Consider the following 17,123-nt stretch of genomic DNA (forward strand, 5'->3'; position numbering starts at 1 on the left):
CCCGCCGGACCGGGCGTTTGGCTTGCCGGGGGACCTGCGCCATGCTTAACTATCTGCTAATGCTTCCTGACTTGCTGTGGCGCGACCGTGATTGAATATGCCCTGATTTTCGGAATGGGATTTATGGCTGCGGCCCTGCTGGTGATGCTGATCGCCCCGGCGGTGCATCAGCGGGTCGTTCTCTATACGGAGAACAGGCTGAAAGCGACAATGCCGCTCAGTCCGCAGGAGATCCGCGCCCAGAAGGACATGGTGCGCGCACTTTATGCCGCCGAGAACGCCAGAACCCAGCATGAACTGACCCGTGAGCGGGAGAAGTCGATCGGCCTCAAGCTGCAAAACGAAATGCTCGGCAGCGAGGCAGCGCGCCTCGTCTCCGACAGCAAGGAACTGAAGATCCAGATCGAGGAGATGAGCACCGAAGCGGCCGATCTGCGCTCGAAGCTCCGTCGTGGCGACGTGGAGATCACCGCAATTCGCGAAACCTTGAAGCGGGTGGAAATCGCTGCTGCGGCCAAGGATGTCGAATTGGAGGACCGCGCCCACCGTATCGGACGACTGGCGAGCGATATTGACCACATGCGCATCGAGGCGATGAGCCGTGACACCGAAATCGACACGCTGAAGACCCGCATACAGGGCATGCGGGACGAGCGCGAGGAGTTGCGCCGCGAGAACAAGCTCCTGGCCAAACGCGCCAAGGATGCCGAAATGCGCCTGACCCAGGAGGAGCACAAGGTTTTGCGGCTTGAGGACATCCTCGCCCGTGACGCCGCTGAACGAGCCGATGCCGGTTCGCTGCTCGAGCGCCGCACACGCGAACTTGCCGACATCCGCGCCAAGCTGAAGGCAGCGAATGCGCAATTGCGCAATGTCCAGCGCGCGCTGCGGGAAGCGGGCATCGCCCTGCCCGAAACGAAAGACACAGCCATGGCAGAAGACCAGATCGCCAACTCCAACCTGGCCACCGATCCGGACGCTCTGGAAAACGACATCCGCCGCAGCCAGACAGTGCTGACCGAACGTCTGCTGAAAGCCAAGGCATCGACCGAGGATGATGCGTTGCGTGAGGAACTGGGCGATATCGCCGCCAAGATGATCGTCCTGACGGCCGTTCGGGAAGGCGAGCGGTCAGTCATCGGCGATATCGTTGCCGGACAGAAATCGGGAGACAGGCCGAAGAGCCTCGTCGATCGCGTCCTCGCCATGGAACCGTCAATCGGCCGCGCTTCGGGCATGGCAACGCCGGCTGAGTAAGGCAAACGATCAGCTTACAAGAGTTTGAAACGGGGCAAAGCGCAGAGCGTCAGCCGAGCCGCCCCATGGCGCGGGCAATGGCATAGAGCGCGATCCCGCTTGCGGTGCCGACATTCAGACTATCAAGCCCCGGCGCCTGTGCGATGCGCGCCGAGCGGAAACGATCAAGGATCGCTGCCGGGAGCCCCTCACCCTCCGTGCCCATGACCAGAGCCACGCGCCGTCCCGGAGCGATGGCGCCGATCTCCACCGTGCCAGAAGGCGAGAGCGCCCAGATCTCGAAACCAGCCTCCGCGAGGGTGCGGAGAACCTCCTCGGCGCCGCCCTGGCGTGCATACGGCACCGCCAGCACCGCGCCGACGGACACACGCAGCGCCTTGCGATACAGCGGGTCACAACACGTCTCGTCGAGCAGGACCGCATCGGCGGTAAAGCCGGCGGCATTACGGAAGAGCGCGCCGATATTGTCGTGATTGGAAATGCCACAGCCGACCAGCACAAGCGCGCTTTCCGGCAACGCGGCAATCAGCTGGGCGAGATCGGGCGGCGCAGCACGGCTGCCGAGCGCCAGCACCCCGCGATGCAGATGAAAGCCCGCAATCGCATCCAGCACGGCGGCCTCCGCCACATAGACGGGCAGATCATCCGGAAACTGCCCGATCAGATCGGAAAGGCCAGCCACTCGGTTCTTCAGGAGCAGGAGCTTTTCGGCACGGACCGCACCACCACTGCCATGCGCCTTGGCAAGCATCGACAGCACCACCGTGCCCTCGGCAATGAACTGGCCCTGGCGGCCGGTCAGGTCGCGCTCGCGGATCGCCGTGAACTCGGCGATCCTGACATCGGCGGGATCGGTGATCTCGATAAGGCGACCGGGCTCCACGGCCTGCCTCAGTTGCCGGCCAGCGTCACGTCGGCGATGATGCGTCCGAGCGCGAGATCGAAAACGAGCGCCTTGCGTTCGCCAGCAGCCGTTTCGCCATAGATCAGCATCTGGCTGCCCGAGAGCGAGGTCTGGAGGACGCGGAAGCCGGTCGGCAGATTGGCAGTCAGGCTGAGCGGCTGGTCGGACGGAACGGCGAAGGACGACGACGTCGTCGCGGCCACAGGTTCGGCGCCACCCTCATCGCGGGTCAGCTTGTAGAAGATCGACACCAGCACGGCGAGGAAGAGTACCGCCATGATGCCGCCCGAGATCAGCTGCAGCTTGACCATCTTGCGGCGAACGCCTTCCATGACCGGATCAAGCGGCTTGTCTTCCTGGTTCTCGTCGTCGATATGCGCCATCGCTGCTGCCGTTTCCCATCGTGTTCGCCCTGATCCCGACGCTTTCCCCGAGGCGAACGAACCGGAGAAAATCGCCGGGCGAACCGGCTGTCGATTGTCGAAGCCCCCGGTCTGTGCCAAATGGCAGCGACAAGGGCCGCAGCATCGGCCGCCGTGAGACGGGATGACATGATGACCGACCCCTTTAACGAAGCCGCCGCAGCAAGGAAAGAGCTGATTGCCGAGGACGATGCCTCAGGCCGCATCGACGCCTGGCTGACGGCAGCCCTCGGGGCCGAGTTCTCGCGCAATCGCGTCAAGGCGCTGATCGAACAGGGCGCGGTGCAGCTGAACGGCGCGCCGCTGGATTCTCCCAACCGCAAGATCAAGCCGGGCGACACTGTAGTCATCGACCTCCCCGAGCCCGAGGACCCTCAGCCGAAGGGCGAGGACATCCCGCTTGAGGTCCTCTACGAAGACAAGGACCTGATTGTCATCGCCAAGCCGCCGGGCCTGGTCGTCCATCCGGGAGCCGGCAACTGGAACGGCACGCTGGTCAATGCGCTGATCTATCATTGCGGCGACAGCCTCTCAGGCATCGGCGGCGTAAAGCGCCCCGGCATCGTCCACCGTCTCGACAAGGATACGTCGGGTGTCATGGTCGTCGCCAAGAACGATATCGCCCACCGCCATCTCGCCGACCAGTTTGCCGACCATGGCCGCACGGGCCCGCTGGAGCGCGCCTACCGCGCCGTGGTCTGGGGTCGCCCGCGCTCACTCGCCGGCACGATCGATGCGGCGCTGGGCCGCTCCGGCGCCGACCGCACCAAGCGCACGGTCAAGCGCGAGGACACCGACGACGCCCGCGAGGCGATCACCCACTACACCGTGCTCGAACGCTACGGCGAAAAGCCCGACGCCACCTGCCTCGCCTCGCTGGTAGAATGCCGCCTGGAAACCGGTCGCACCCACCAGATCCGCGTCCACATGGCCCATATCGGCAACCCGCTGGTCGGTGACCAGGAATACGGCGCCGCCTTCAAGACCAAGGCGAATCTCTTGCCTGAGGACGCCAAGCGCGCCGTCAACAAGTTCCACCGCCAGGCCCTGCACGCCTACCTCCTCGCCTTCGAGCACCCGACCACGGGCAAGACAATGCGCTTCGAGGCCCCCATCCCGGCGGACCTTCAGAAGGTCATTGATGCGCTGAAGGGCATGTGAGAGCACACTTCTGGTGCCGAAGCGTGGAGCCGGGGCGCGAGTATCGGCTTGCCAACCATGCAGAGCTGCTGTTGATTGGCATTCAAATGGCACGCATGCGGACTATCCAGAAGGACATTCACCGATGAGCTGGCGCATGCCGTCTGAAACCGCACGCCATGATCGGACCTGGATGGCCTTTCCCCGGGAGGGCACCACGCTTGGCAGTGGGGATGCGTGGAAAGAGACGGGCTACGCAGCGTGGACGGCAGTCGCGCACAGCGTCGCCGAATTCGAACCCGTCACCATGATTGTCGACCCATCCGAACGAGAACGCGCCCACCGAATGCTCGGCAGCCATATCGAGCAGGTCGAGATGCCGCTTGACGAGTTCTGGATGCGTGATTTCGGCCCGACCTTCGTGCTCGACGACGAACGCCCAACTGTCCTGGGTGCCGTCGACTGGGTCTTCAACGGTTGGGGCGATCACGGCTGGTCAGAGTGGAAGCAGTCGGCGGAGATCGCGCGGATGGTTACCGCCCATTGCGGTGCTGAACTTGTATCCAGCCTGCTGGTCAATGAGGGTGGCGGCATCCATGTCGATGGAGAGGGAACCGTGCTCGTGACCGATACGGTACAGCTCGATCCCCGCCGCAATCCCTATGCCGACAAGTCCCGCGTTGAAGCGGAACTTGCCCGCACGATCGGGGCATCCAAGGCAATCTGGCTGCCGCGAGGGCTGACCCGCGACTATCAACCCTTCGGCACCTCCGGCCATGTGGACATCGTCGCCACCATTGCCGCCCCGGGCTTGCTGCTGGTGCATCGACAGCCCAATGCAGACCATCCCGACCACGCGGTGATGAAGGAGTTGCGCGCCCATCTTGCCGGCACGACGGATGCCCAAGGGCGCAAATGGACGATTCTCGACCTCGATGCGCCAACAGAGATCCGCGATGAGGATGGTTTCGTCGACTACAGCTATGTCAATCATCTCGTCGTCAATGACGGCGTGATCGCCTGCGGTTTTGGCGACGAGAAGGCCGATGCTGCCGCCCGCGCCGTACTGGAACAGGCCTATCCCGGTCGCCGCGTAGTGACCGTCGATTCGCGCGCCATCTTCGCACGCGGCGGCGGCGTTCACTGCATCACCCAGCAGCAACCAGCTCTTCGGGGCGGAACCACAAGCGCGGCGTAGCGTTTTCGAACAACGTAAGCCTGACGCATCTCCGAAGCCATGCCCGTATTGACACTCCGTCACCGTGCTGCATGGGAACACATCCCTTGTATCGCCGTTTTGCCATACTTATCTGTTAGCTGGATTTCTGTGGGGAAGTGAGATCCACGGAGATCGGGCTCGCCGTTGCTTTGGGAGCTCAGAAGGAAAAGGGGTGCTTTATGGCCCGCAATACGCTGCCGACCATCACTGCCGGAGAAGCCGGCCTCAATCGTTATCTCGACGAAATCCGCAAGTTCCCGATGCTGGAGCCGCAGGAAGAATACATGCTCGCCAAGCGTTACGCAGAGCATGGTGACCGCGACGCCGCCCACCGCCTCGTCACAAGCCATCTGCGCCTCGTGGCGAAGATTGCCATGGGTTATCGCGGCTACGGCCTGCCGATCGGCGAAGTCGTGTCCGAAGGCAATGTCGGCCTGATGCAGGCCGTGAAGAAATTCGACCCCGAACGCGGTTTCCGCCTGGCGACCTATGCCATGTGGTGGATCAAGGCCTCGATCCAGGAATACATCCTGCGCTCCTGGTCGCTGGTGAAGATGGGCACGACCGCCAACCAGAAGCGCCTGTTCTTCAACCTGCGTCGCCTCAAGGGCAAGATCCAGGCGATCGAAGAAGGCGACCTGAAGCCCGACCAGGTCACCGAAATCGCGACCAAGCTGAAGGTGTCCGAGGAAGAGGTCATCTCGATGAACCGCCGCCTCTCCGGTGACGCTTCGCTGAACGCGCCCTTGCGCGCCGCCGAAGGCGAGAGCGGTCAATGGCAGGATTGGCTCGTCGACGACCATGACAGCCAGGAAGACGTTCTGATCGAGCAGGATGAACTGGAGACCCGCCGCAGCATGCTGAAGCGGGCGATGAGCGTCCTCAACGACCGCGAACGCCGCATCTTCGAGGCTCGTCGCCTGGCCGAGGATCCTGTGACGCTGGAAGAGCTCTCGGCCGAGTTCGACATCAGCCGCGAACGCGTCCGCCAGATCGAGGTCCGCGCCTTCGAAAAGGTCCAGGAAGCCGTTCAGAAGGACGCTCTGGAGCGCGCCAAGGCGCTGCGGGTCGTCGAAGCCTGATGGCGTCCAAGAACTTATAGAAGTGATGCAGAGCCGTCCGGAAAACCGGGCGGCTTTCTCGTTCGGGGTCTGGCTGGCGCCGCCGCCGCGACTATTCCGCAGCCAGTTGCTGCCGCGAAAACACGAAGAGCCCCAGACCGGCAAGAACCAGCCCCCAGGTGATCAGCACCGCAAGCCCCAGCATCGCCGGCACTGCGGCCCCGCCCGCCAGCAGCCAGTCCCTGAGCGCCTGCGCGGCATAACTCGGGAAGGGCATGCGGTCGGCATCAGCGCCGAGATAAAGCTGAAGCAGCGTCGAACCGATCGCCAGCAGGAACGCCGGGATGACGGCGGCAATCATCGAGCGGAAGACGATAACGAGCGCTGCAACCAGCGCCGCGAGCACTGAGAGTTCCAGGAATGCGATCCCGAATGCCACCACCAGCGTGATCAACGAGCCCGCGCCAACCTCAAGGGCTTGGCCCTGCAGAATGGCAAACAGCACACTCAGCACCATGTCGCCGACCACGGCCAGCAGGAGACCGAACGCCAGCCAGACAAGGCAGATCAGCAGCTTTGCGGCAAAGAGATGCGACCGCGCATGCCTGGGCACCAGCAACCTCCAGGTCGCGTATCGATACTCAAGGAAAAACACCGAGGCGATCCCAAGGGCAAAGAGCAGATGTCCGAGCGAGTTCCCGGACAGGCTGAGACTCTTCGCCGCCGAAAGGAAGACGTCGACATTCCCAGACTGCCGCCCCAGACGCAGATAGACGAAGCCAGCGATGACCAGCTTCACCAACAACGCAACAAGCGGTACGGCCAGGAAGCCCCAGAAGAGGGTGCCCGGCTGTCGCATAAGCTTGAGCATTTCGGCCTTCAGAAGGGGGTTCATGAGCGCGCCTCCCGCGTCTCGGACAGGAAGACGGTTTCGAGATCCGGCTTGATCCACTTGGCCTCATGAATGCGCACGCCTGCATTCGCGAGGGACAGGATCAGATCAGGGACCTCCGCCCGCTCGATCCGCACATAGACCCCACCTTCACCTGGTTCGGCTTTCTCTCCAAGACGGGCAAGCTCTCCAAGACGGGCAAGCAAAGCCTCCGGCGCCTCCACCTTCAGCCAGAAGCGTCCGTCACGGTCGAGCAGATCGGCAACGGCGCCCTCAGCGACGAGCACGCCCCGCTGCAGGATGGCAACCCGGTCACAGACCCGTTCCACCTCATCCAGCAGATGGCTGGAGAGGAGCACTGTCAGGCCGTCGCGATGCGCCAGTTCATGGATCAGGGCACGCATCTCCAGAATGCCGTCAGGATCGAGACCATTGGTCGGTTCGTCGAGGATGATCGCCTCCGGCTGGCCAATCAGAGCACAACCGATCCCGAGGCGCTGCTTCATGCCCAACGAGAAGCCGGAGACGGCCTTGTCTGCCGCCTTCTCCAGCCCAATTCGCCGCAGCACCGGTTCGACCAGCGCGGACGTGCCCGTGGCGCGCGCCAGCATCTGAAGATGCTCCCGGGCCGTGAGAAACGGATAGAAGCTTGGTGTTTCGATCAGCATGCCGAGACGGCTGCGATGCGTGGCCGTGGCAGTCTCGCCGAAAATCTGGACCTCGCCGCGATCGGGCCTCAGCAACCCGGCCAGAATTCTCAGGAGCGTACTCTTGCCGGCCCCATTCGGGCCGAGAAGGCCATAGACGACGCCCTGGGGAATGGAAAGGCTGAGGCCATCCAGCGCCTGCACGGCGCCGCCACCATGCCCGAAGCCCTTGCTGACCGACATGAAGGCGATTGCCGCAGCCCCACCCGGATCGACGGATCGACGCGCCACCACGCTCTGCGTCTGTACTGACATGGCATCTTCCCTGCTGTTGAGTGGGCATCCTCGCGGTCAGGATGGCGAAGGCCCGCACTCACGCGGTACTTCCGGCACCGTGATCCAGGCACAAAAAGAAAGATCCGCCGGACAACTCCCGGCGGATCTTGTGAAGAAGGCCGCGCGACCGACCGTCAGTTGGCCGGCGCAAGCGCTGCCCACTCCCGCATGACCTGGTCGAAGACATTGCCGCCCGTCGTACCCTTGTCCAGCGTGATCAGGGCCCGTCTGCCATTGCGGTAGGTGACGGGAATGTCGATCCAGCCGCGCGTGGACAGAAGCTCCATGTTGCGCTTCACCACATCCTCGAAGTCGTTCAGCGCCACCAGATAGGTGTCGTCGGTCACCTTGGCTGTCACCGCAACAAGCGGATCACCCCGGTCCTGTTCGGTACGCTTCATTGCAATCCGCTGGAGATTCTCGATCGCACCACCTTCAAAATCCGGCGGCACGGAGAAGACCACTTCGATGATGTGGCTCGCCGGCAGGGAATTGTCAGTGTTTCGCTTGACCGTCAGCAGCGCTGAAATGCCCCGCTCCGGCACGTTGATACGGCCCTGGATCTGAGGATCGGGCCGGCCGTCCGGGCCGTTTTCGCGGACTGCGGTCCAGCTGATCGAACCCGGGACAGCAACCGGCGTCGCCTGGCCGATACGCTCCTCGTAGAGGAACAGCTTTTCGCCACCGGCAACAGCGGCGGTATTGGCAGCCGTCCCCGGCGTTTGCGTTGGCGCGGCGCCATTGGTGGCCGCCGGCGCATCGTTCGGTTCAACGGTCGAGGCGACCGTCTGAGACGACACCGAGCGTCCCTCGGCTGGCGCGCCCTCGATCGGTGCAGAGCCTACGCCCTCGTCGATCTCCGTGCCGTCAGCCTGCAGCCGCTGGGTGAATTTCTGGTCGGTTGCGCCGTCGGCAGGCGGTGTGGCCGCAGTTTCGGCGGCAGGTGCTTGCGCTGCCGGCTCCGGCGTCGCAGGCGTGGCAGCCGGCGGTTCCGGCGTCGCTTCGGGCGGCGCAATTTCGCCGGTCAGGTTGGCAACCATGCCGCCAATGTCGTCACGCAGGCTCCAGGCCAGATAACCTCCGCCGGCGACAAGCGCGACCACCAGGCCTCCAACGATGACAGGCGCGAAGTTGCGGCGCTTCTTCGGCTCCAGGCGATAGGCCGGCTGCTGCCCATACCCGCTGACCAGTGCCTCCATGCCGTCGGCCTGGCCCGCGACATCAACCTGCGCGCCCTTGGCACTCGGTGCGAAGCTGTTGATGTGCTCGTCCCATTCGGAGGAAGCCAGGGCGCCCGCCGGGGCCGAAGAGCCAATCGCATCGCCCTGCGGCGTCTTCGCCGCATCGGCGTGATCCTGGAACCACTGACTGAAATCGTCGGGATCGACAGACGCAGCAGCGACAGGAGCAGCCGTCAGGCTGCCCAGCACCACCGGATCGGCCTCGGGAAGGCGCAGGCCTTCCGGGGCAATGAAATCGCCGTGGCTTTCGACATGCGCAGGCTCTTGATAGGCCGGGAATTCATCTGTCGGCGTATAGGACACCGAAGGACCGGCATCGATCTCGGGCAGCTCCGGCACGCGGTTTGCCGCCGTCTCCGTGACAGTGGGGATGTCCCAGCTCGCGACAGGGATCGAAGGCGCAGCATCCAGAGCCCTGCTTTGCAGCCAGTCCTCGACCGAATCGACACGGGGACCAACAGCCGGGCTCTCTGCAGGCCGTGAAGCCTCGATCTCGGGCAGTTCGTCGGCGACCGGCGCAACCGCTGCTCCATGAAGCGGCTCCGCATAAGTCATATCGATCTGCGGCGCCTCGGACGCAATGACGTTGTCCTGGAAAGGCTCGGCAGACGGCTGCTCCTCCCAGGCAGGCAAGGAGGGGCCGGGTTCTTCGGCCTGAGACCAGGCTTCCTCGGCCGTCGGCGCCGTGTTGAAGTGTTCCGGCACGACGAGCGATGCCGGTTCAACGGTGGGTTCCGTTTCTACGGGCGGCGCCGGTGCAGGCTCCTCGGCGACCTCTTCTTCCGGACGGCTATCATACAGCCCGGCATAATCGGTTTCTGCGGCGTCCTGACCGAAGTTCGGTTCGGCACGCCAGCCGCTGTCGGCCACCACCTCGGTTGCGATGGCAGGCGGCACCTCGTCAGCAACCGGCTCGTAAGCAGGCTGGTCCTCTACCGGCAGATCCGCTGAAGTCTCATCCGCGAAGGGGGCGTCGGCTACAGGTTCGTCACGCAGTTCCTCGGCAGGCTCTGGCGATGCCGCAGGTTCGGCCATATGGGCATCCGCCCAGTCATCGCCAGAGACAGCCGGAGCAACGGGTTCGGACGCATATTCATGGGGAGCCGCAGGCAGGGCGTCTGCGACAGGTTGCTCTTCGGCAACCGCTGCGACCTCATCCATTTCGGCTGCGGGTTCAGACCAGGCAGGCGCGGCAACCACGACAGGAGCCACGGCTGCAACCGGCATGGCCACCTGCGGAGCCTCGTCAACAGCCGGCAAAGCCTCTGCATGTTCCGCCTCGACATCCCGAATGGCCGCATCGAGCTTGTCCAGCTGGCGCTGCAGCATGTGCTCGGGCGGGCGCGGTGACATGTTCTCGAGCTGCCGAACGACAGCGGCGCGTGCCTTTTCATAGACCCGCGCGCGCATCTCCGGAGTATTGTTCGAGAGCCCGTCAACGGCCCGTCGAATCACTGCGATAAAGTCAGCCATCAGCACTTTCTCTAAGGTGCCGGCCCGCTGAGAGCCGGCAAAACTTTACTAAATTCCGAGATTAGTCCTCGAAGGGGTCCGTCACAAGTATTGTGTCGTCGCGTTCGGGACTTGTCGACAGGAGGGCGACCGGAGCACCGATCAGCTCTTCCACCTGGCGCACATACTTGATCGCCTGGGCCGGCAGATCCGCCCATTTCCGGGCTCCGACGGTCGATTCCTTCCAGCCTTCGAGCGTGATGTAGACAGGCTCGACTCGCGCCTGGGCCGCCTGCGCGGCAGGCAGATAGTCGATTTCCTGACCATCAAGCTTGTAGCCGACGCAGATTTTCAGCTCTTCCAGACCATCGAGAACGTCGAGTTTGGTGAGCGCAATGCCAGTGATTCCATTGGTGGCGACCGACTGGCGCACGAGCGCTGCATCGAACCAGCCGCAACGACGCTTGCGCCCCGTGACGGTGCCGAACTCATGGCCCTTCTCGCCCAGGAACTGTCCGACTTCGTCATGCAGCTCCGTCGGGAACGGCCCCTCGCCGACGCGCGTCGTATAGGCCTTGGTGATCCCGAGGATATAGCCGAGCGAACCCGGGCCCATACCGGAACCGGCAGCGGCCTGGCCAGCCACGGTGTTGGACGAAGTCACGAAGGGATAGGTGCCGTGATCGATGTCGAGCAGCGAGCCCTGCGCGCCTTCGAACAGGATGCGCGAGCCCTTGCGGCGCTCCTTGTCGAGCAGCACCCAGACCGAATCCATGAAGGGCAGCACGCGATCAGCGATCGAGGTCAGCTCTTCCATGATCGTCTTGTGCTCGATTTCGGCCACGCCGAAACCGCGACGCAGGGCATTGTGGTGGGTGAGAATCCGATCAACCTTGCCGTCAAGCGCATCGAGATCAGCCAGATCCATGACGCGGATCGCGCGACGACCGACCTTGTCTTCGTAAGCCGGGCCAATGCCGCGGCGAGTCGTGCCGATCTTGGTGCCGCTGTTGGAGGCCGCATCCTCGCGCATGCCGTCGAGTTCGCGGTGCAGCGAGAGAATGAGCGTGGCGTTTTCAGCGATTCGCAGATTGTCAGGGGTCACTTCGACGCCCTGATCCTTCAGCCGGCCGATTTCGGCGATCAGCGCATGCGGATCGACGACCACGCCATTGCCGATGACGGCCTTCTTGCCGGGTCTTACGACGCCCGAGGGAAGCAGGGACAATTTGTAGGAAACGCCGTCGATGACGAGCGTGTGGCCGGCATTGTGTCCGCCCTGGAAGCGAACCACGATGTCCGCACGTTCGGAGAGCCAGTCGACAATCTTGCCCTTGCCCTCGTCACCCCATTGCGAACCAATCACCACGACATTCGTCATCACATAATCCTGTATAATGCGCAGCGCCTGCGCCTACCCAAACCCGCGCATCTATACTGTGTTGTTTTTGGGAAATCGACCCGTCTTGACGGTCGATTTGGCTTTTTGCGTGACAAAGCATGCCCCCTCGCCTATTTCGAAGGCAATTCGCGCCACGCGGAACCGGGAGGAAACGGGTTCGGCGGTCGGTGCCGGCCTGCAGGGAAGAGACGCCTTTGCCCATCCGCGCATACAGCTTTCTCGTCATCACCACCCTTCTCTGGGGCGGCAACACCATCGCCGGCAAGCTGGCCATCGGCCATGTCAGCCCCATGGTGCTGAGCTTCGGCCGCTGGGCACTGGCAACGCTCATCATCGCATCCATTGCAATCCCGCAGATCCGCAAGGACTGGGACGTGCTGAAGGCAAACTGGAAGCTGCTCGCCTTCTACGGGGCCGTCGGCTACGCCGCCTTCAACGGCTTCCTCTACACGGCTCTCAAATATACCAGCGCCGTCAATGGTGCGATCGAACAGGGCGCAATCCCCGTTCTGATCTTCGTCATCAACTTCCTGCTCTTCCGCATCGCGGTCTCGGCGGTCCAGATCCTCGGCTTCCTGATCAGCTTCGTCGGCGCGGCCGTCACAGCCTCGCATGGCAATCTGCAGACCCTTTTGACCCTGACGTTGAACTATGGCGACCTGCTGATGCTCTTTGCCGGCATTGCCTATGCGATCTACACCGTTTCGCTGCGCTGGAAACCGCCGGTGCATTGGAAGAGCCTGATGGCCGTGCCGGCGCTTGCCGCCGCCGTCACCTGCCTGCCGCTTCTCTGGTGGGAAGCGGGACGCGGCGAACTGATCCTGCCCGACACGCGCGGTTGGCTGATCATCCTCTATGCCGGTCTCTTCCCCTCGCTGATTTCGCAGATCCTCTACATCAAGGGCGTGGAAGGCATTGGCGCCAACCGCGCCGGGCTCTTCATCAACCTCGTCCCGGTCTTCGGCACGCTTCTGTCGATCACCATCCTCGGTGAGACCCTCGAAGTCTTCCACATCGTGGCACTCGTGCTCGTGCTCGGCGGCATCGCCATTGCCGAATGGGGCAAGCCGGCATCGAAACCGGCCGCCTGAAACGCCTCCATCGGCAGCTAGGGTTGCGGTCCGACTGACAGGATTTCGACGCGACCGCCCTCCAGCCGTGCCGCCGTCAGACGCCCCGTGTGATAGCAATGCGTATCGAGGCTGACACGATTCGGACCGGTAAAGGCCTCCCGCATCGGCGTATGTCCATGAAAGACGCGGACGGGGAGACCCGGCCCGAGATCGAGAAACGACCGGCGGATCCACATCAGATCATCGTCGGTCTGCTCCGAAAGGGGACGACCGGGGCGAATGCCGGCATGGGCAAAGACATCGCGTCCCATGGTCAGAAGCACCGGCAATCCGCGCAGGAACTCCATATGACTTCCGGGAACCGCGTGCCGGGCCGCCTCGCGCAACTGGTGGTTCGAGCCATTCAGGTTACCCGCTGCATCCACATCCAGCCCGTAGGACCGCAGCGTTTCCACGCCGCCATGATCCAGCAGCCAGTCACCGGCAGGGTCACCTTCCAGATAGGACAGGAAAGCATCGTCATGATTGCCGCGCAGGCAGACACGGTCGAAACCGACCGGCGCCGAAGCCGTGAGATGATAGAGGACCGCAGCCGATTTCGGCCCGCGATCGACGTAATCACCCAGCATGACGATGAGCTTTTGGCCATCGACGGAGGCAGCGTCCTCATGGATGAGATCCTCCAGCGCCAGTAGCTGATCGAGACAACCATGGACGTCACCGATTGCGTAGACACGCATGTAATCGGCCGGCTCAAGCACCAGCCGCGGCGGCCTGCCGCTTGCCGTAAGGCCAAGAGCATCGTCGACCATCGGGGGTTCCCTTCCTCTAGCACTCTGCTTCCGCAGAGAAGCGCAGACAAACGAAAAAGGCCAGAACGGAACCGTGCTGGCCTTCGATTACCATATGTCGTGTGTCAGGGCGTGGTTGTCGGAGGTGTGCCCGGGGCCGGTGTACCCGCACCATCGGCCGGAGCCGGTACTGTCGGAGCGGGGGCGGTCGCCGGCGGTGTCGCTGGCTGCGCGGTCGGCGGAATAGCCGAGCCAGCGGGCGGCAGTGCGGGTTCAGCCGGCGGCGTGGCCGTATCGGTCGGCGGCCGCGCCGTCGTTGCGTCAGCCGAAGGCGCTGGCTCGGTCGTTTCCGTTGTCGTGGTCGTCGTGTCGGCAGCGTCATCGCCACGGAACACAAAGAATGCGCCTGCCGCTATCACGACAAGCAGGAGAACGGCGACACCCCAGGTAGCGCCGCTGCCGGCGGCAGTCTGTTGGGTGACCTGGGGACGCTGGTCGAGGCGGGGATCAGAACGTTGGTCCATGGTATTTCCTCCTGGGTTGAGAGACGGGGCGCCGCATCACGCAGGGTCCCGCTCGTCTTGGATCTCACGTCAGACGTCACGGCTCGACGCCGACGACCACGTAGGTCTGCGGATCGACGATGACGATCGGCTGCTCGACAATCACGGGCAGAGCGGGGATCGGCTGTTCCCGGCCATAGGTGGCCATCGCCGCTGACGGGGGAGCAAAGGCCGCAGCGGCAATGGCGTCGGTCACGGCACAGCCCGAATCCGTCTTCATGGATTCATCCTCTCCGTTTGCTGCCATTGACGGAAAGAACACATCCGCGTGGGAATTGTTCCGGAGACAGATATGGAAGGGTCGCAGCTCTCACCGGCAATACTCTGCGCCGGCGCACCAGTATCAGAGCGGCGGATGAGACGACGTCGCCCGGTTGCGCTGCACCTCGTAGACGATATGCCCGAAGAGTGCCGCAAGAACGATCGGTCCGCCGATCAGCGTCGCAGGAGATGGCACCTCGTTGAGGACCAGCCAGACCCAGAGCGGCGTCAGCGGCACTTCGAGCGCCGTGAGCAGGCTCGCATCTGCGGCCGGCAATCGCCGTGTCGAAGCGGTGTAGAAAATCAGGCCCATGGCATTCTGCACGATGGCGAAGACGATGATAAGCTTTAGGTCGACGGCAGAGACAGTGAGCGGGGCTGCGAACCAGAAGGTCACAAGCGAGCACAGCCAGGCCGAGCCGGCCATGGCCGGTAGCATCGGCACGTCTCGATGCTTGCGCATCAGCGTCGCCATCGCGGCAACCGACAACGTCATGATGGCGGCAAGAAACTTGCCGAACAGACCGCCGCCTTCGCCGTGACCGTCGGTGAGCATCACCAGCACACCGACCAGCGCCACGCCGCTTGCGACCAGGGTGGAGCGGCTCGGACGCTCGCCGATGAAGACGAAGGCCAGCGCCGCAGTAACGAACGGAACGGTGGCATAGATCACCATCGCATCGGCGATCGCCGTGTAATACATCGAGCCTATGCCGGTGATCATGCTGGTCGCCGAGAAGATCATCGTCCATACGCTCGGCCAGCCCATGCGCCGCAGGATGCTCAGGACGCGACCGCGTTCAAGATAGACAAACACCAGAAAGACGCAGGTTCCGGAGAACAGCCCGCGCCAGAAGAGCATGGTCATCAGGTCGGCGCCGATATGGCGGATGAACAGGCCCGAGGAGGACCAGGCGAGTGCGGAGATCGCACCAAAGGCCACGCCGAGGCGGTATTGTCGTTGATCGTCGAGGGTCATGCAGGTTTTGCCACGCTCCGGGCCGCTCCGTCAGCCGCCCCAGCCGACGATTCCCTTGATCTCGAGAAAATCGTGAATGCCCCAATCGGCATATTCTCGGCCATTGCCGGATTGCTTGTAACCACCGAACGGGGCGGACGTGTCCCAGTCGGGGTAGTTCAGATAGACTGAGCCGGCCCGCATCCGGGCGGCGACCCGCCGCGCATGGTCGATGTCCTGCGACTGCACATAGGCGGCCAGCCCATAAACGGTGTCATTGGCAATTGCGATCGCCTCTTCCTCCGTTTCGTAAGGCAGGATCGACAGCACAGGTCCGAAGATCTCCTCCCGCGCGACTGTCATGTCCGGCGTGACGTGACCAAACACCGTCGGGCGCACGTAATAGCCGCGGTTCAGACCATCCGGCCGCCCGAGTCCGCCGGTAACGAGCAGGGCCCCCTCCTCGATCCCGATTTCAATGAGACGCTGGATCTTGTCGTACTGGATGTCGCTGACAACAGGCCCCAGAACGGTGTCCTCGGCCTGGGGATCACCCACCTTGTGGGCTTCAGCTGCCTCCCGCGCGATATGCAATGCATCGTCATGCCAGGCGGCTGGCACGAGCATGCGCGTCGGCGCGTCGCAGGATTGGCCGGAATTGCCGAAGCAACCCTCGACACCCTTGCGCACCGCCGTTTCAAGATCCGCATCCGGCAGGATGATGTTGGCGGACTTGCCGCCGAGTTCCTGCGCCACGCGCTTGACCGTATCTGCCGCCGTCTTGGCGACAATGATCCCGGCCCGCGTCGAGCCGGTAAAGGACACCATGTCGACATCGGGATGGCCCGCCATAACCTGCCCGACCTCTGGACCGCGACCATTGACCAGGTTGAACACCCCCTTCGGCGTGCCGGCTGCCTCCATTACCTCGGCAAAGATCAGGCCCGAGATTGGCGCGATCTCCGAGGGTTTCAGCACCACCGTGCAGCCCGCCGCGATCGCCGGCGCCACCTTGCAGACGATCTGGTTGAGCGGCCAGTTCCAGGGCGTGATCAGGGCGCAGACACCGATCGGCTCCTTGACGATCCGTGTCGTACCGCGCTGTTCGGAGAATTCGAACGCCTTGAAGGCAGCAATCGTCGCCTCCAGATGCGCCCTGCCCGCCCAGGCCTGCGAATCCCGGGCAAAGGCAAGTGGCGCTCCCATTTCAAGGCTCACCGCCTGGGCAATGTCCTCGAAGCGCTCGATATAGATCTCTAAGATGCGCTCCAGCAGCGAAAGCCGCTCGGCGCGATCGGTGACGGAGAAGCTGACGAAGGCGGCCTTGGCTGCTGCCACGGCCCGATCGACATCCACCTTGCTGCCCACCGAAATCGTCGTGAACGGCTCCTCGGTCGCAGGATTGATCACATCGAGCAGGGCGGGCACCGCAGGGTCGACCCACATGCCGTCTATGAAGAACTTCAAATGCTTGGACATGCGGGCTCCAGTGGAGAAGAATGTT

General features: G+C 63.4%; 16 protein-coding genes. 5 read left to right on the forward strand and 11 right to left on the reverse strand.

Annotation, left to right across the window (positions count from 1 at the left end):
* The first annotated feature begins 123 nt into the window (after nucleotides 1–123).
* On the forward strand, nucleotides 124–1,257 hold the full coding sequence (locus J2045_RS15250; RefSeq protein WP_307374244.1) for a coiled-coil domain-containing protein: 1,134 nt from the start codon (nucleotides 124–126) through the stop codon (nucleotides 1,255–1,257).
* Nucleotides 1,258–1,306: 49 nt separating this feature from the next.
* On the opposite strand, the gene J2045_RS15255 is transcribed toward J2045_RS15250, so the two are convergent.
* Both J2045_RS15255 and J2045_RS15260 read right to left on the reverse strand, forming a co-directional pair.
* A complete protein-coding gene (locus J2045_RS15255; RefSeq protein ID WP_307374246.1) occupies nucleotides 1,307–2,140 on the reverse strand; it encodes a TrmH family RNA methyltransferase in 834 nt (277 codons plus the stop codon).
* 8 nt (nucleotides 2,141–2,148) lie between these two features.
* Nucleotides 2,149–2,544 carry a hypothetical protein gene (locus J2045_RS15260; RefSeq protein WP_307374249.1) on the reverse strand — a complete coding sequence of 132 codons (396 nt, stop codon included), beginning with the start codon at nucleotides 2,542–2,544 and terminating at the stop codon, nucleotides 2,149–2,151.
* Nucleotides 2,545–2,715: 171 nt separating this feature from the next.
* Here J2045_RS15260 and J2045_RS15265 point away from each other — a divergent pair, with 171 nt between their 5' ends.
* From J2045_RS15265 to rpoH, 3 genes are all read left to right on the forward strand, one after another.
* Nucleotides 2,716–3,744 carry an RluA family pseudouridine synthase gene (locus tag J2045_RS15265; protein WP_307374251.1) on the forward strand — a complete coding sequence of 343 codons (1,029 nt, stop codon included), beginning with the start codon at nucleotides 2,716–2,718 and terminating at the stop codon, nucleotides 3,742–3,744.
* A gap of 124 nt (nucleotides 3,745–3,868) precedes the next feature.
* A complete protein-coding gene (locus J2045_RS15270; RefSeq protein ID WP_307374253.1) occupies nucleotides 3,869–4,921 on the forward strand; it encodes an agmatine deiminase family protein in 1,053 nt (350 codons plus the stop codon).
* A gap of 200 nt (nucleotides 4,922–5,121) precedes the next feature.
* Nucleotides 5,122–6,024, forward strand: coding sequence for an RNA polymerase sigma factor RpoH (rpoH, locus tag J2045_RS15275; RefSeq protein ID WP_166600869.1), 903 nt, complete (start codon nucleotides 5,122–5,124; stop codon nucleotides 6,022–6,024).
* Nucleotides 6,025–6,115: 91 nt separating this feature from the next.
* On the opposite strand, the gene J2045_RS15280 is transcribed toward rpoH, so the two are convergent.
* From J2045_RS15280 to J2045_RS15295, 4 genes are all read right to left on the reverse strand, one after another.
* Entirely contained in the window at nucleotides 6,116–6,898 is a 783-nt protein-coding gene (locus tag J2045_RS15280; protein WP_307374256.1) for an ABC transporter permease, read from the reverse strand.
* Nucleotides 6,895–7,857, reverse strand: coding sequence for an ABC transporter ATP-binding protein (locus tag J2045_RS15285; RefSeq protein WP_307374258.1), 963 nt, complete (start codon nucleotides 7,855–7,857; stop codon nucleotides 6,895–6,897). The genes J2045_RS15280 and J2045_RS15285 overlap by 4 nt, the downstream gene beginning before the upstream one ends.
* Nucleotides 7,858–8,012: 155 nt before the next feature.
* Nucleotides 8,013–10,592 (reverse strand): hypothetical protein, encoded by a 2,580-nt coding sequence (locus J2045_RS15290; protein WP_307374260.1) that lies wholly within the window; start codon nucleotides 10,590–10,592, stop codon nucleotides 8,013–8,015.
* Nucleotides 10,593–10,653: 61 nt separating this feature from the next.
* A complete protein-coding gene (locus J2045_RS15295; protein WP_307374263.1) occupies nucleotides 10,654–11,952 on the reverse strand; it encodes an adenylosuccinate synthase in 1,299 nt (432 codons plus the stop codon).
* 215 nt (nucleotides 11,953–12,167) lie between these two features.
* Here J2045_RS15295 and J2045_RS15300 point away from each other — a divergent pair, with 215 nt between their 5' ends.
* On the forward strand, nucleotides 12,168–13,064 hold the full coding sequence (locus tag J2045_RS15300) for a DMT family transporter (protein ID WP_307374265.1): 897 nt from the start codon (nucleotides 12,168–12,170) through the stop codon (nucleotides 13,062–13,064).
* A 17-nt stretch (nucleotides 13,065–13,081) separates the two neighbouring features.
* Here the strand turns inward: J2045_RS15300 and J2045_RS15305 are convergent, their stop codons facing one another.
* The 5 genes from J2045_RS15305 to J2045_RS15325 all read right to left on the reverse strand — a co-directional run bounded on the left by J2045_RS15305 (nucleotide 13,082) and on the right by J2045_RS15325 (nucleotide 17,098).
* Entirely contained in the window at nucleotides 13,082–13,858 is a 777-nt protein-coding gene (locus J2045_RS15305) for a metallophosphoesterase (RefSeq protein ID WP_307374267.1), read from the reverse strand.
* Between the two features lie 104 nt (nucleotides 13,859–13,962).
* Nucleotides 13,963–14,361 (reverse strand): hypothetical protein, encoded by a 399-nt coding sequence (locus J2045_RS15310; RefSeq protein WP_307374269.1) that lies wholly within the window; start codon nucleotides 14,359–14,361, stop codon nucleotides 13,963–13,965.
* Nucleotides 14,362–14,437: 76 nt separating this feature from the next.
* Entirely contained in the window at nucleotides 14,438–14,620 is a 183-nt protein-coding gene (locus J2045_RS15315; RefSeq protein WP_307374271.1) for a hypothetical protein, read from the reverse strand.
* Between the two features lie 123 nt (nucleotides 14,621–14,743).
* A complete protein-coding gene (locus tag J2045_RS15320; protein ID WP_307374273.1) occupies nucleotides 14,744–15,640 on the reverse strand; it encodes a DMT family transporter in 897 nt (298 codons plus the stop codon).
* 30 nt (nucleotides 15,641–15,670) lie between these two features.
* A complete protein-coding gene (locus tag J2045_RS15325; RefSeq protein WP_307374275.1) occupies nucleotides 15,671–17,098 on the reverse strand; it encodes an aldehyde dehydrogenase family protein in 1,428 nt (475 codons plus the stop codon).
* Nucleotides 17,099–17,123 lie beyond the last annotated feature (25 nt).

The sequence above is a fragment of the Peteryoungia aggregata LMG 23059 genome, from assembly GCF_030814435.1.
GTDB lineage: Bacteria > Pseudomonadota > Alphaproteobacteria > Rhizobiales > Rhizobiaceae > Allorhizobium > Allorhizobium aggregatum.